The 14,711-nt window shown below is 69.4% G+C and carries 11 protein-coding genes; 9 read left to right on the forward strand and 2 right to left on the reverse strand.

Going from position 1 to position 14,711, the window contains the following annotated elements:
- Positions 1 to 122 precede the first annotated feature (122 nt).
- From ACFYXF_RS31735 to ACFYXF_RS31775, 9 genes are all read left to right on the forward strand, one after another.
- Positions 123 to 1,127, forward strand: a complete 1,005-nt coding sequence (locus ACFYXF_RS31735) for a carbohydrate kinase family protein (RefSeq protein ID WP_389354801.1) — start codon at positions 123 to 125, stop codon at positions 1,125 to 1,127.
- A gap of 92 nt (positions 1,128 to 1,219) precedes the next feature.
- The gene (locus ACFYXF_RS31740; protein WP_389354803.1) at positions 1,220 to 2,506 is read left to right on the forward strand and encodes an ABC transporter substrate-binding protein; all 1,287 of its coding nucleotides are present in this window, start codon (positions 1,220 to 1,222) and stop codon (positions 2,504 to 2,506) included.
- Positions 2,506 to 3,459, forward strand: coding sequence for a carbohydrate ABC transporter permease (locus tag ACFYXF_RS31745; protein ID WP_389354805.1), 954 nt, complete (start codon positions 2,506 to 2,508; stop codon positions 3,457 to 3,459). The genes ACFYXF_RS31740 and ACFYXF_RS31745 overlap by 1 nt, the downstream gene beginning before the upstream one ends.
- 14 nt (positions 3,460 to 3,473) lie before the next feature.
- Positions 3,474 to 4,313, forward strand: a complete 840-nt coding sequence (locus ACFYXF_RS31750) for a carbohydrate ABC transporter permease (protein ID WP_389354807.1) — start codon at positions 3,474 to 3,476, stop codon at positions 4,311 to 4,313.
- On the forward strand, positions 4,310 to 7,234 hold the full coding sequence (locus tag ACFYXF_RS31755) for a glycoside hydrolase family 2 TIM barrel-domain containing protein (RefSeq protein WP_389354809.1): 2,925 nt from the start codon (positions 4,310 to 4,312) through the stop codon (positions 7,232 to 7,234). The genes ACFYXF_RS31750 and ACFYXF_RS31755 overlap by 4 nt, the downstream gene beginning before the upstream one ends.
- Before the next feature lie 51 nt (positions 7,235 to 7,285).
- Positions 7,286 to 9,145 (forward strand): LamG-like jellyroll fold domain-containing protein, encoded by a 1,860-nt coding sequence (locus ACFYXF_RS31760; protein WP_389354811.1) that lies wholly within the window; start codon positions 7,286 to 7,288, stop codon positions 9,143 to 9,145.
- A 56-nt stretch (positions 9,146 to 9,201) separates the two neighbouring features.
- Entirely contained in the window at positions 9,202 to 10,875 is a 1,674-nt protein-coding gene (locus ACFYXF_RS31765; protein WP_389354813.1) for a PHP domain-containing protein, read from the forward strand.
- A 4-nt stretch (positions 10,876 to 10,879) separates the two neighbouring features.
- Positions 10,880 to 11,740: a hypothetical protein gene (locus tag ACFYXF_RS31770; protein ID WP_389354814.1), complete on the forward strand. Its 861-nt coding sequence runs from the start codon at positions 10,880 to 10,882 to the stop codon at positions 11,738 to 11,740.
- A gap of 32 nt (positions 11,741 to 11,772) precedes the next feature.
- On the forward strand, positions 11,773 to 12,621 hold the full coding sequence (locus ACFYXF_RS31775) for a PaaX family transcriptional regulator C-terminal domain-containing protein (RefSeq protein WP_389354816.1): 849 nt from the start codon (positions 11,773 to 11,775) through the stop codon (positions 12,619 to 12,621).
- Here ACFYXF_RS31775 and ACFYXF_RS31780 read toward each other — a convergent pair.
- Both ACFYXF_RS31780 and ACFYXF_RS31785 read right to left on the reverse strand, forming a co-directional pair.
- On the reverse strand, positions 12,612 to 13,067 hold the full coding sequence (locus ACFYXF_RS31780; protein WP_053744816.1) for a MaoC family dehydratase: 456 nt from the start codon (positions 13,065 to 13,067) through the stop codon (positions 12,612 to 12,614). The genes ACFYXF_RS31775 and ACFYXF_RS31780 overlap by 10 nt on opposite strands.
- Positions 13,068 to 13,178: 111 nt before the next feature.
- Entirely contained in the window at positions 13,179 to 14,687 is a 1,509-nt protein-coding gene (locus tag ACFYXF_RS31785) for a long-chain fatty acid--CoA ligase (RefSeq protein WP_389354819.1), read from the reverse strand.
- Between the last annotated feature and the right edge of the window lie 24 nt (positions 14,688 to 14,711).

Here is a 14,711-nt window from a genome sequence, read left to right on the forward strand (position 1 = left end):
TAGTCATCTTCAATCATTTCTATGCTCAGTTCTGCTCGACTCTTGCCAAATCTTCTGAAGACGCGCACGATTCCGGTCATCAAACTCATCAAACTGACGAGTTTTGACGAGAGGATGCGCGCGTGGACGACGAACGGCCCGATGTGCTGCTGACCGGGCTGCTCTTCTTCGACCTCGTCCTCACCGGCCTGGGCAAGCCCCCGACGCCCGGCGAGGAGATCTGGACGTCGGGGATGGGCACCAGCCCCGGCGGTATCGCGAACCTCGCGGTGGCCGCCTCCCGGTACGGTCTGAAGACCTCGCTGGCCACGGTCTTCGGCGACGACGCCTACGGCGCCCACTGCCGTGCGGTCCTCGTCGGCCAGGAGGGCGTCGACCTCTCGCTCTCGCGCACCGCGGACGACTGGCACACCCCCGTCACCGTCTCGCTCGCCTACGACGGCGACCGCGCCCTGATCACCCACGGGCAGCCGCCGCCGTACTCCCAGGACGCCCTGCTGGGCGACCCGCCCGAGGCGCGCACCGCCCTCGTGCACATCGAGGCCGAGCCCCACCGCTGGCTGGCCAAGGCCGCGGCGAACGGCACGCAGATCTACGCGGACGTCGGCTGGGACCCGACCCAGCAGTGGTCCTCCGACCTGCTCGACCAGCTCGCCCTGTGCCACGCCTTCCTCCCCAACGAGACCGAGGCGATGGCGTACACCCGTACCGACACCGCGGTGGCAGCCCTGGGCACGCTCAGCGAGCTGGTCCCGGTGGCCGTCGTCACACGCGGCGGGGACGGCGCGGTCGCCGTCGACCAGACGACCGGCGAGTACGCGGAGGTCCCGGCGCTGCCCGTGGACGTCGTGGACTCGACGGGCGCCGGTGACGTCTTCGGCGCCAGTTTCGTCGCCGCCTCGCTCGGCGGCTGGCCGCTGGAGGAACGGCTGCGGTTCGCCGTACTGGCCGCCTCCCTGTCCGTGCGGCACCACGGCGGCGCGCTGGCCGCGCCCGGCTGGTACCACGTCCACCGCTGGTGGCACACGCTCGACGACCCCGAACTGCGGCGCGCCTACGGCTTCCTGGCCGACCGGCTGCCGGCCGATCCGGGACCGCCGGTGCGGTTCGCGCCCGTCACCCCCTGAGACCCCCACACACATTCCCTTCCCCCCTTAACTCCCCTTGCGATTCCCCCCTTTACGCACGTACCGAACAGATCCGAAAGGCGGTGGGAGCTGTGCAGCTCTCACGAAGAGGCCTACTGCGCGCGGGCCTGGCGGGCACTGCCGCCACCGCGCTCGGCGGCCTGGCGAGCGGCTGCGCCGTTCCGACCGGCTCCACCGGGCGCAACATGGTCCTGTGGTACTGGAGCGGCGGTCTGAGCGACACCGTCGTCAAGAACGCCAAGGCCCGCTACGACAGCTCGGTCGACCTCCGGGCGATCCAGATCGGCGGCCAGTACCGCTCGAAGCTCATCACCACGATCACCGGCCAGGCCCATGTCCCCGACATCGCGGGGCTCAAGGGCGAGGACATGGCCGCCTACCTGCCTAACGCGGACCAGTTCATCGATCTGCGGACGCTGGGCGCGGAGAAGTACAAGAGCCAGTACCTGCCGTGGAAGTGGGACCAGGGCATCGCCGACGACGGCACGATGGTCGGCTTCCCGATCGACTGCGGCCCGGTCGCGCACTTCTACCAGTACGAGGTGTTCCGCAAGGCGGGTCTGCCGTACGAGCCCGCCGACGTGTCGAAGGAGCTGAGCACCTGGGAGGCGTTCTTCGCCGCGGGTGAGCAGCTCGGCAAGCGCGTGCCGGGTGCCAAGCTGCTCACCGACGTCAACTCCGTCTTCGAGAACGTCGTACAGCAGGGCTCGAAGCGGTACGTCGACAAGGACCGTCACTTCATCGGTGACGAGCAGCATGTGCGCGACGCCTGGGCACTGGCCGTCGAGGCCAAGCGGCGCGGGATCGTGTCGGACCTGGTGAACGGCACCCCGGACCAGCTGTCGGCCGTACAGGACGGCAAGCTGCCCAGCCAACTGGGCGCCTCCTGGGCGACGTTCGACCTCAAGAACGGTGTGCCGAAGACCAAGGGCCGGTGGCGGATCGCCGACATGCCGGTGCGGCCCGCGAACAACGGCGGCTCGTTCCTGTCGATCACCAAGGCGTGCCGGGAGCCCGAGCAGGCCTTCCAGATCATCACCTGGATCCTCAACTCGGCCAACCAGGCCCAGGGTTACGTCGACGCGGGCCTCTTCCCCTCGACGCCCGCCTCCTACGACCTGAAGCAACTCCGGGAGGCCGACCCCTTCTTCGGCGGCCAGGTCACCACGGACGTCTTCGGGCCCGCCGCGCAGAAGATCGTGGTCGCCTACAACAGCCCGTACGACATCGCGCTCGGCACCCCCATCAAGGACGAGATCAAGAACGTCGGCGTCCTCGGCAAGGACCCCAAGAAAGCCTGGAGTGACGCCATGAGCAAGTGCCGTCGCATCGCGAAGCACCTGGGGGTGAGCTACTGATGGCGGTCATCGAGCAGTCCCCTCCGGCTGTGGCCCAGCGGCCCTCGCCGGCCGGGCCGAAGAAGGGGTGGCGCAAGTACTGGCACCTCTACGCCGCGATCTCGCCGTTCTATCTGATCTTCCTCGGCTTCGGCCTGTTCCCGGTGGGCTTCTCGCTCTATCTGTCGTTCCACCGCTGGGACGGCCTCGGCTCGATGGAGTGGGCCGGGCTCTCGCAGTACCAGTACCTGCTGACCGACAGCGACTTCTGGAACTCGATCGGCAACACGATCATCATCTGGGCGCTGGCCACCTTCCCGATGATCCTGCTGGCGATGGTTCTGGCTGTGATGCTCAACTCCGCGGTCCGGTTCAAGAGCTGGTACCGCGTCGCGTACTTCCTGCCGAACGTCACCTCGGTCGTCGCCATCGCGATCGTCTTCGGCTCGATCTTCTCCACCAACAACGGCGTGGTGAACGCCGTCCTGCAGGGCGTGGGGATCGACCAGATCGCCTGGCTGAACACCCCGTGGGGCATCAAGGTCACCATCGCCGCCCTGATGACCTGGCAGTGGACCGGCTACAACGCGATCATCTTCCTGGCCGGGCTCCAGACCATCCCGGGCGAGCTGTACGAGGCGGCGCGCATGGACGGCGCCGGCCCGATCCAGACCTTCTTCCGGATCACGCTGCCGCTGCTGCGGCCCACGCTCCTGTTCGTGCTCGTCGTCTCGACGGTCACGGGCCTGCAGAGCTTCTCCGAACCACAGGTGCTGCTCCAGACCTCGTCCAACGACTCGACGTTCGCGGGCGGTCCGGGCCACTCGGGCCAGACGATGGTCCTCTACTTCTTCCAGCAGACCTTCGACAACAACGACTTCGGGTACGGAGCCGCGGTGGCGTGGGGCATCTTCCTCGTCGTCGTCCTCTTCTCGATCATCAACTGGCGCCTCGTGCAGCGCCGGGGCGACTAGGAAGGGCCCGCAAAATGGCATCCATCAAGGGGTCCCGCCGCAGAGGGCTCGCGCTGCACCTCCCGCTGATCATCGGCACGCTGATCTCGGCCTTCCCGTTCTACTGGGCCGTGATCATGTCGACGCACAGTTCGTCGGAGATCTTCTCGTACCCGCCGAAGCTGCTGCCGGGTACGCACTTCCTGGAGAACGTCCGCAATCTGTTCGACGCCATCGACTTCTTCGGGTCGATGTGGAACTCGCTGCTCGTGGCGACGGCGGTGACCTTCCTGGTCCTGCTCTTCGACTCGCTCGCGGCGTTCGTCTTCGCCAAGTTCGAGTTCCCGGGCAAGAACGCGCTGTTCGGGCTGCTCATGGTGATCTTCATGGTCCCGGCGCAGCTGTCGGTCATCCCGCAGTTCGTCGTCATGGCGAAGATCGGCTGGATCGGCTCGATGACCGCGCTGATCGTGCCGGCCGCGGCCAACGCCTTCGGCATCTTCTGGATGCGCCAGTACATGAAGACGGCCATCCACGACGAGCTGCTCGACGCGTCCAAGCTCGACGGCGCCAACTTCCTGCGCCAGTACTGGCATGTGGCGCTGCCGGTGGTCCGCCCCGGTCTCGCCTTCCTCGGCATCTTCACCTTCATGGGCCAGTGGAACGACTTCGCCTGGCCCCTGATCGCCCTCACCAACCCCGACAACGTGACCCTCCAGGTCGCGCTGTCCCAGCTCAACGGCACCCACGGCACCACCGACTACGGCATCGTCATGACCGGCGCACTGCTCGCCCTCGTCCCGCTGCTGATCGTGTTCGCCATCGGCGCCAAGCAGATCATCGGCGACCTCGCGAAAGGAGCCGTCCGCGGATGACGAGCGATCCCCTGCTCGCCCTGCGCCCCTGGGAGTCACCCGAGGTGACTTCCTGGGGGCGCCTGCCCATGAACGCCGTCGACCGGCGTTCCGGCGCCCTCTCCCTCGACGGCGACTGGCGCTTCCAACTGCTCCCGACACCGACGACACCTGTCGGCGACGACTGGTCCACGGCCCAGGTCCCCGGCGCCTGGACCCTCCAGGACACCGACGACCTGCCCTGGTACACCAACGTCCAGATGCCGTGGGGCGACTTCCCGCCCGCGTCGCCTGACGCCAACCCGACGGGTGTGTACGAGCGTGAGTTCGACGTTCCGGCCGAGTGGGCGGGCCGGCGGATCGTGCTCCAGGTCGGCGCCGCCGAGAGCGTGCTGCTCGTGCACGTCGACGGGCGGCCGGTCGGCATCTCCAAGGACTCCCATCTGGCGGCCGAGTTCGACCTCTCCGACGTCGTGTGGCCGGGCCGCTCGGCGACCGTGCGGCTGACGGTGGTCAAGTGGTCCGACGCCACCCACATCGAGGACCAGGACCAGTGGTGGCACGGCGGCATCACCCGCTCGGTGCTGCTCTACGCGACCGACCCGCTGCACCTCGCGGACATCACCGTACGGGCCCCGGCCTCCGGTGAGCTGCGGGTGGACTGCCGAGTGCGGGACGCGGGCGGCGCGCTGCCCGACGGCTGGTACGTCAGCGGCGAGATCGACGGTCAACTCCTCGTCCAGGACGCCGAGTTCGACCGCCTCAACGCCGAGGACGACCGGGTCTCCGACTTCCTCGGCGAGCCCCGGATGTCCGCCCAGGTGCCCGACGTACGCACCTGGACCGCCGAGACGCCCGAGCTGTACGGCCTGACCGTCCGCCTGCACCGCGCCGACGGAACGGTCGCCGACACCTCGTACCGGCGGATCGGTTTCCGGGACGTCGAGATCGTCGGGCGGGACCTGCTGGTCAACGGCGAGCGGATCTACGTCCGGGGCGTCAACCGGCACGACTTCCACCCGCTGACCGGGCGGACCGTGTCGTACGACGACATGCGCGCCGATCTCGTGCTGCTGAAGCGGTTCGGGTTCAACGCAATCCGCACCGCGCACTATCCGAACGACCCGACGCTGTACGACCTCGCGGACGAACTCGGTTTCTACGTGGTCGACGAGGCGGACATCGAGTCGCACGACCACGCGCACGAGATCGCGGACGACCCGCGCTATCTGAACGCCTTCGTGGACCGCGTCTCGCGGATGGTCCTGCGGGACAAGAACCACCCGTCGGTCATCATCTGGTCGCTGGGCAACGAGTCCGACTACGGCGCCAACCACGACGCGGCGGCGGGCTGGCTGCGCCGTCACGACCCGACCCGGCCCCTCCAGTACGAGGGCGCGGCCAAGACGGGCTGGGCCGATCCGGCCGTGGCCTCCGACATCGCCTGTCCGATGTACGCGCCGCTGGAGGACTGTGTCGCGCACGCCCTGTCCGGCGAGCAGACCAAGCCGCTCATCCAGTGCGAGTACTCGCACGCCATGGGCAACAGCAACGGCACGCTCGCCGACCACTGGGCCGCCATCGAGTCAACGCCGGGTCTTCAGGGCGGGTTCATCTGGGAGTTCTGGGACCACGGAATCCTTCAGTCCGTGAACAGCGGCAGACCTGCCGGGCGCACGGGCGCCGGGCTCTATGACAACGGTGTCGCCGCCCCTGGCATGCGCTGGGCGTACGGCGGCGACTTCGGCGAGACGATCCACGACGGCGCCTTCATCGCCGACGGGGTCGTCTTCCCCGACCGCACGCCCAAGCCGGTCATGTACGAACACCGGGAGATCGCGGCTCCGGTGCGCCTGGAGGCCTTCCGGCACGAGGGGCTCGTGGTCGCCAACCACCAGTGCTTCCGGGGCCTGGACTGGCTCGCGGCCACCTGGGAGCTGACGCTCGCGGACGGCCGTACCCTGACCGCGCCCGCCGAACTCCCCGATCTGCGACCGGGCGAGACGGCGGCCGTACCGCTGCCCTTCGAGCTGCCTTCCGACGGCGGCGAGGCCTGGCTGACCCTGCGGGTGACGACGGCCGACGACGAGCCCTGGGCCCCTCGCGGCACCGAGATCTGCGTACCCCAACTGCTGCTGCGTGCCGCACCGGAGGCACCGGAGACGGTGGTCGCCGGACCGCGCGTCCAGGTCGACGGCGACGGACTTCTGGTCCACCCGCTGCTGACCTCGGCGCCCACGCTGTCCCTGTGGCGGGCCCCGACCGACAACGACGAGCTGGGCGGCATGGCGGCCCGCTGGCAGGACTGGGGCCTCGACTCCCTCGTACGCAAGGCCGTCGACGTACGGCGCGACGGCGGCCGGGTGACCGTGCTCGCCGAGTACGCCGGGACCGCTGGCGTCATCCGCCACGAGCAGGTGTTCACTCCGGTCCAGGGCGGTATCCGCGTCGAGGAGCGGGCCGAACTGCCGGACGCCTACGCCGATGTGGCGAGGGTCGGTTCCGTGTTCGAGACGGTGTCAGGGCTCGATCTGCTGGAGTGGTACGGGCAGGGCCCCTGGGAGTCCTACCCGGACCGCGCCGCCGGAGCGCCCGTCGGGCATCACTCGGCGCCCGTGGACTCCCTGTTCACCCCTTATCTGCGGCCGCAGGAGAGCGGCGGACGGCACGGTGTACGGCAGTTCAGGCTGTCGGCACCGGACGCCACCGGTCTCTCGGTCGTGCTGGACCGGCCGTACCAGGTCTCCGTGACCCGGTTCCGCGCCGAGGATCTCGCCGCCGCCACCCACCACGACCAGCTGGAGCCCCGGCCCGGCTGTGTGGTGCACATCGACGCGGCACACCGGGGGCTCGGCACGGCGTCGTGCGGCCCCGACACCTTCCCCTCCTATCTCGTACAGCCGGGCACCCACCGCTGGGCCTGGACTCTTCGCACGCTGTAACTCCCCCCACGCACTCCCTCCCACCTCACGGAACCACTTACGGAGTCAGTTGTGTGCACCTCGCACGAGTCCGGGCACGAGCCTGCCCTGGAAGCGCCCCAGGCGGGCGCGGGCCGGCGTAGTTTCCTGCGGGCGACGGCGCTGATCGGGGCGGCGGCGACCACGTCCGTCGCCCTGCCGACGGCCGCCGAGGCCCTGCCGGACCAGGCGCGTTCGTCGTGGCGGCCCGACACCGAGAGCCGCCGGTTCACGCTCGCCGTGATGCCCGACACCCAGTACCTCTTCGACGGGCCGAGCATCAACCCCGCGCCGATCGAGGCCTCGCTGCGCTATCTCCTGGAGCACGGCAGGGACGAGAACATCGTCTTCCTCACGCATCTGGGCGACATCACGGAGAACGGCGCACAGGCCGAAGTCACCGCCGCCGGCAAGGCGTTCGAGCTGCTCGACCGGCGCGGGGTGGGGTACAGCGTCCTCGCGGGCAACCACGACGTCCGCTCGTCCACCACCGACCAGCGCGGGGCGACCCCCTACCTGGACGTCTTCGGACCGGAGCGCTTCCACGGCAAGCGGACCTTCGGCGGCGCCTCGGCCGACGGATACAACACCTTCCACATCTTCAAGGCGGCCGACCGCAAGTGGCTCGTCCTGGCCCTGGACTGGCGGCTGTCGGACAAGGGATACGCCTGGGCCGAGAGCGTCCTCGCCCAGCACCCGACCCTGCCGGTCGTCCTCACCACGCACGAACTCGTCTACGAGGACGACACGCTCTCCGCGTACGGGCAGCAGCTGTGGGACAAGCTGGTCAAGAACCACGACCAGATCTTCCTCACCCTCAACGGGCACTACTGGCCCGCCGCCCGCGCCACGCGCAGGAACGCGGCCGGGAACGACGTCCATCTGCATCTGACGAACTATCAGAACCGTTACTACGGCGGCGCGGCGATGATCCGCCTCTACCACTTCGACCTCGACCGGAACACCATCGACGTCGAGACGGTCTCGCCGTGGATCCTGGGCCGGGCCGCCAAGGGGCTCAACGAGCTGGAGCGCGAGGAGATGGAGCTGTCCGGCGACGCGGACCGCTTCTCCGTGGACATCGACTTCGAGCAGCGGTTCGCGGGATTCGCGCCGGTCGCTCCGCGCGCGGCCCGGCCGGTGGCGAAGATGCTGGTCCCCGGGACGGTCGCGTACTGGCGCTTCGACGGACAGCAGGACGGCGCGGCCGTGACCGGCACGGTCCGTGACCAGTCGGGCCGGGGCAACGACCTGACCCTCGTCACGGTCGGCGCCTCCTCCCTCACCTGGTCCGCCGACCACCACCCGGACCAGCCGGGCCACGGCAGCCTGGAGTTCCAGGGCTACAAGTCCCCGCTGCGGGGCACCTATCTGCGCACGGTCGACGACGCGCCCCTCAACTCGGCGACGTTCAAGGCCGGTTACACCATCGAGGCGTTCTACCGCCTGCCCGCCGACTGGGACCCCGCGCACCACGCCTGGGCCGGGCTCGTCAGCCGTATCGGCACGGGCGGGGCCGCGGGCAAGACCGCGGACGACCCGGACGAGCCGCTGGTCACGCTGTCGCTCTCGGACGGGCCCGGTCCGCAGTGGGCGGTCCGGCCGCTCAACCAGGAGGGCATCGCCACCAACTGGGGCGACGAGACCCGGCGCGAGGTGTGGTGGCACGTGGCCGTGGTCAACGACGGCCGGCACACCACGCTGTACGTCCAGGGTTGCCCCGTGGCCCGCAATCCGCACGCCACCGCGATCGGGCTCACCTCGGTCGGGCTGCCGTGGCTGCTCGGCGGCTACACCTACGCGGGGAAGATCGACCAGATCCTGCACGGCCGCCTCGGTGACGTACGGATCGTCGAACGGGCGCTGCCCGTCAGCTCGTTCATGAACCACTGACCCGACCGGCTCATCCCCTCCCACCGATCCGCTGATCCCAAGGGACTCTCACGACCATGACAGAGCAGCAACTGCCTGCCTGGGCCGACCCCGCCGTCTCCCCCGCCGGTCTTGACGCCCAGGGCGTCTCCCGGCGTCAACTCCTGCACCGGGCGGGCCTGTTCGGTGCCGCCTTCGCCGCCGGTTCGCTGGCGACGCCCGCCGCCGCCTCCTCCGGCCCGCGCCGGCTCGGCGGCAGCGATCCGCGTCTCGCCTATCTCGTCGGCGACCATCACATCCACACCGTGTACAGCCACGACGCCAAGTACACGTTCTCCCAACTGGCCGCCGCAGGCGAGAAGTTCGGCCTCGACTGGATGGTGTTCACCGAGCACTCCAACTTCGGGCACGCCCAGTTCGGTGCGCCGCTGGAGCACGCCGAGATCCTCAAGGCGCGTAAGGAGAACCCGCGTCAGCTGATCTTCCAGGGCCTGGAGTGGTACATCCCGGGTGCCGAGCACTGCACGGTCTTCTCGCCGCCCGGCAAGCACGAGGTCGATCTGCTCACCAAGTTCGAGAGCGCCTTCGACGGCAAGCTGCTCGGCTACACCGAGGGCTCGGCGGGCGCCACGGACACGGCCCGCAACGAGGCGCACGCCGTCAAGGGCATCAAGTGGCTGGCGGAGCAGCGCCGTACCGGATACGTCGACGACGTGCTGGTCCTCGCCAACCACCCGATGAGGCTTGGGATCGACTCCCCGCACGAGATGCGCAACTGGCGGGACGCGGCGCCCGAGATCATGATCGGCATGGAGGGCGCGCCCGGTGCCCAGGGCGCGGCCATCCCCGGCTGGCGCGGGGCGACCTCGATCCGCGGCGAGTACGAGAACAAGCCCTCGGCGCAGTCCTGGGCGGGCTATCCGGCGGACGGGTATCTGACGTACGGCGGTTTCGACTGGGCGACCGCGACGGTCGGCGGTCTGTGGGACTCGATGCTGGCCGAAGGCAGCCTGTTCTCGATCACCACGAACTCCGACGCCCACCGGATCGTCTTCGACACCTGGAAGAACGGCGACTGGCCGGCCGGGCAGAACTTCGACAACACCGGCAAGTTGCCCGACCCGGTGAACACCGACACCCCGCAGCCCGGCAGCGACTTCTGGCCCGGCCAGTTCAGCCGCACCCACGTCGGCGTCACCGGCTACGGCTACCGCGCGGTGATGGCCGGTATGCGCGCGGGCCGGGTCTGGCTGGACCACGGTCATCTGCTGGACGGGCTCGACGTCCGCCTGACCCGGGACTGCGAGTTCGGCCGGGGTGTCACGCTGGGCGGCCGGCTCCGCGTCCGCAAGGGCGAGAAGCTCACGCTGAACATCACCGTGACCTCCGCCTCGCGGCTCAACCCCCAGGGAATCCTGCCCGAGTTGGCGCACGTGGACGTGATCCGGGGCGCGGTGCGCGGCCCGGTCACCGACCGCGACACCTGGAAGGCGCCTGACACCAAGGTCGTCAAGTCGAAGGACGTGTCGGGGCGCACGGGGACGTACACCCTGCGCGTGCCGCTGACCGTCGGCGACGAGTCGTTCTACGTCCGGCTGCGCGGCAGCGACGGCAACCGGCACGCGGCTGGTTACCTCGGTGCCTCGGTCGACCCGCACGGCCCGATCCCGCACGAGCCCGGAAACGGTGACCCGTGGGCCGATACGTGGTTCTATTCCAACCCGGTGTTCGTCGACGTCGTAGGCGGCTGATCTGATGAAGCGTCAACTCCTGTCCCTGGCAGCGTTATTAGGCCTCTCGGGGGCGTTCGCGCTCGGCGGCGGTGGCATGGCGTCCGCCGCCGACGCGTCGTGGACGGAGACGGGTTCGGCCCAGGTCGACACCCTGGGGAGCGGTCAGGGGCTGGCGTCCCGCGCGGACGGCACGCTCCTGTACCGCGGCCTCACCTCCATCCCGCTGGATCTGCGGATCGCGGGCTGGGGCCACATCGGTGACCCGGACATCGCGAACGGGTACGTGTTCGACGCCTACCAGGGCTCGGACACGGCCACGTCCAAGATGTTCGCGGTCACCACCCCGGCCGGGCAGAGATACACGTACGTGCACACGCTCGACCCGGGCGAGAAGCTGAACAACTCCTTCGCCACCGTCTCGCCCGACGGCCAGTGGCTGGTCTCGGGCGAGTGGGGCGACCAGGGCCGCCTCCAGGTGTTCCCGGCGCCGCTCCTGAACGCGTCCACCCCCGCCACGGGCGGCGCGCTGACACAGGCCGGGCAGATCACCCTGGACAGAACGGTGCGGGACATCCAGGGCTGCGACTTCGTCACGGCGACCCGGCTGCTCTGCGCCTCGGACGACGACTCGGGCACCCTGTTCCCGGAGAGCCGCCCGCTGCTCCAGGTCGACCTGGCACGCGCGGTGGACGGACAGCCGGTCACGGGCCATGTGACCAGCCTGTTCGCCCTCCCGCAGCGCAGCGGCTGCACGGGGACGGCGTACGAGGCGGAGGGTGTCGACTACGACGTGAACAGCGGCACCCTGCGCGCCGAGGTGATCCCGCCCGGCATCTGCGCACTGGCGACCACCGTGTACTCGTACCAGCAGGTCACGGGCTGACGTACTGATCGCCGGGGCGTACCGTTGGCCGCGTGACCACCGAAGAGTCGCTGCGGCCGCAGTCCCTGATGCTGACGTTCCTGGGCGATCAGGTGCTCGGGCGTGACGTCTGTGTCTACTCGGGCAGCGTCATCGACGTGTTCGCGCGGGCGGGCGTCGGCGAGCAGGCGACCCGCTCGACCCTGACCCGGATGGTGAGCCGGGGTCTGCTGCGCCGCCAGCGCGAGGGGCGCCGGATGTACTTCGGGCTGACCGGGCGTTCGGCGGACGTGCTGGCCGACGGTGAACGGCGCATCTGGCACACCGGCGCGGTCAACCGGCAGTGGGACGGCACCTGGACGCTGCTCGGCTTCTCCCTCCCGGAGTCCTGGCAGCGCCAACGCCACGATCTGCGCTCGCAGTTGACGTGGAGCGGCTTCGGCCCGCTGTTCAACGGCCTGTGGATCGCGCCGGGCGAGGTCGATGTAGCCGCCCTGGTGGCCGAACTCGGCCTGTCCGCCCATGTGAAGGTGTTCCGGGCGCACGCCGATTCGGGCATGGACATCGGCGCGATGATCGAGGAGACCTGGGAACTGTCCGAACTGGCCGCGCGCTACGAGGCGTTCGTACGGCGGTGGCAGCCCTGGGAGAGCGAGCTGCCTGCGGCGGACGACGCCCTCTCCCTGCGCCTGGTCCTCCAGGCCGAGTGGCTGGGGATCATCGGCCGCGATCCGCGCCTCCCGGTGAAGCACCTCCCCGACGGCTGGCCGGCGGAACCGGCCGAGAAGACGTTCCGGACGGTGTACGAACGGCTCACACCGCTCGCCCAGGACGTCTCGGAACGCCTGATCGACGTGGTGCCCGTACGCGAGGATCCTCCGGATCGGCGGAATCAGGCGTAGAAGCGGGACAGGCTCTGCAGCACCGCCGCCGGCTTGGGGGCGCCCTCGATCTCGATCGTGCCGTCGACGGTGATCTGCACTCCGCCCGGCACGTCCTCGACGTCGGCCAGCCTGCCGACCAGGCGGATCTTCGAGCCGACCTTCACGGGCGAGGGGAAACGCACCTTGTTGAGGCCGTAGTTGACCTTCGTGGTCACGCCCTGGACGTCCAGCAGCTCGGTGAAGAGCGGGATGAAGAGGGAGAGGGTGAGGTAGCCGTGCGCGATGGGAGCGCCGAACGGGCCCTCGGCGGCCTTCTCCGGGTCGACGTGGATCCACTGGTGGTCGCCGGTGGCGTCGGCGAAGGTGTTGATTCGCTCCTGTGTGACCTCGATCCACTCACTCGTGCCGAGGTCGCTGCCGGCGAGCTTCTTGAGTTCGTCGATGCCGTTGACGGTGATGCTCATGTTGTGTTCCTTAACTGGGAGTTGGGCTGAGAGAGTGTCTTGTCCTCGGGCCGGTGGGGGCTGGTCGCGCCCGCGCGGCGGAGCCGCAGATTGGATACAGCCCCGCGCCCCTTACGGGGCACCCGCGCCGTAGGCCTTGCGCACCCGGGACTTGAGGAGTTTTCCGGAGGCCGTGCGGGGGAGTTCGTTCGCGAGGACGACCGACTTGGGGATCTTGTACTTTGCTAGCCGGCCGGACAGTGAGGCCAACACATCGTCCGCGTCCAGTGCCGCGCCCTCGCGGAGCACGACGACCGCGCGCGGCACCTCGCCCCACTTCTCGTCGGCGACGCCGATGACCGCGCACTCGACGATGTCGGGGTGGGCCAGGAGCAGATCCTCGATCTCGGCGGGGTAGATGTTCTCCCCGCCCGAGATGATCATGTCCTTGATGCGGTCGACGATGAAGACGTATCCGTCCTCGTCGATCCGGGCGGCGTCCCCGCTGCGGAACCAGCCGTCGGTGAAGGAGGCGGCCGTCTCCTCGGGCAGCCCCCAGTAGCCCGGCATGACATGCGGGCCCCGGACCACGATCTCGCCGGTCTCGCCGACCTCCGCGAGGGCCAGGTCTGGCCGTACCACGCGGACATCGCTGAAGAAGTGCGGTACGCCCGCCGAACCGGCCTTGCTGACGGCGTGCTCGGCGTCCAGGAACAGGGTCCCGGGCGAGGCCTCGGTCATGCCGTAGCCCTGGAGGAAGGTGAGCCCGCGCTCCTGGAACCGGGCGATGAGCGGGGTCGGTACCGGTGAGCCGCCGCAGGACAGCATCCGCAGCGAGGACAGATCGGCGTCGGCCCAGCGCGGATGTCTCGCCACGTGGTCGAACATCGTCGGCACGCCGAACATGAAGGTGATCCGGTGCCGTTCGATCAGGTCGAAGGTCTCCTCGGGGACGAAGGACTCGACCAGGACGCACAGTCCGCCCTTGAGCAGCACGGGCAGGGTGAGCATGTTCAGCCCGGCCGTGTGGAACAACGGGGCGGACACCAGGGCGCGTTCGTCGGTGACGACGTCCTGGTCGACGAGGACGTTGACGGCGTTCCAGGTCAGGTTGCCGTGCGTGAGCATGGCACCCTTGGGCCGGCCCGTCGTGCCCGAGGTGTACATGATGATGCAGGTGTCGTCGGCGGTGACGGGCGCGTCGATCGGCTCGACGGAGGCCCCGGCGAGCGCCGCCTCGTACTCGGCGCCGACCTCGACATACGTACGCACGTCCGAGTTGCCCGGCAGTCCGGCGACGAGACCGGCGTGCGAGGGGCCGTAGACGAGGGCCTTGGTGCCGGAGTCGGCGAGCTGGTAGGCGATCTCCGGGCCCGCGAGGCGGGTGTTGAGCGGTACGAAGACCGCGCCGAGTGTGCCCGCCGCGAACAGTGTCTCCAGGTAGGAGGGGTGGTTCGGGCCCAGATAGGCGATCCGGTCACCCCGGCGCACACCCCGCTCGCGCAGGGCGTGTGCGAGGCGGGTGGTGCGCTCGTACAGCTGTGCGTAGCTGATCGTGGTGTCGCCGTGGATCAGGGCGGTGCGTTGGGGGGTCTTGCGGGCCCGGCGGGCGGGCCAAGACCCCAGTCCCTCGTTGCGCATCGTTGCGCCCCTCTGCTGAGTTAC

The organism is Streptomyces sp. NPDC002680 (assembly GCF_042889145.1).
GTDB classification, from domain to species: domain Bacteria; phylum Actinomycetota; class Actinomycetes; order Streptomycetales; family Streptomycetaceae; genus Streptomyces; species Streptomyces adonidis.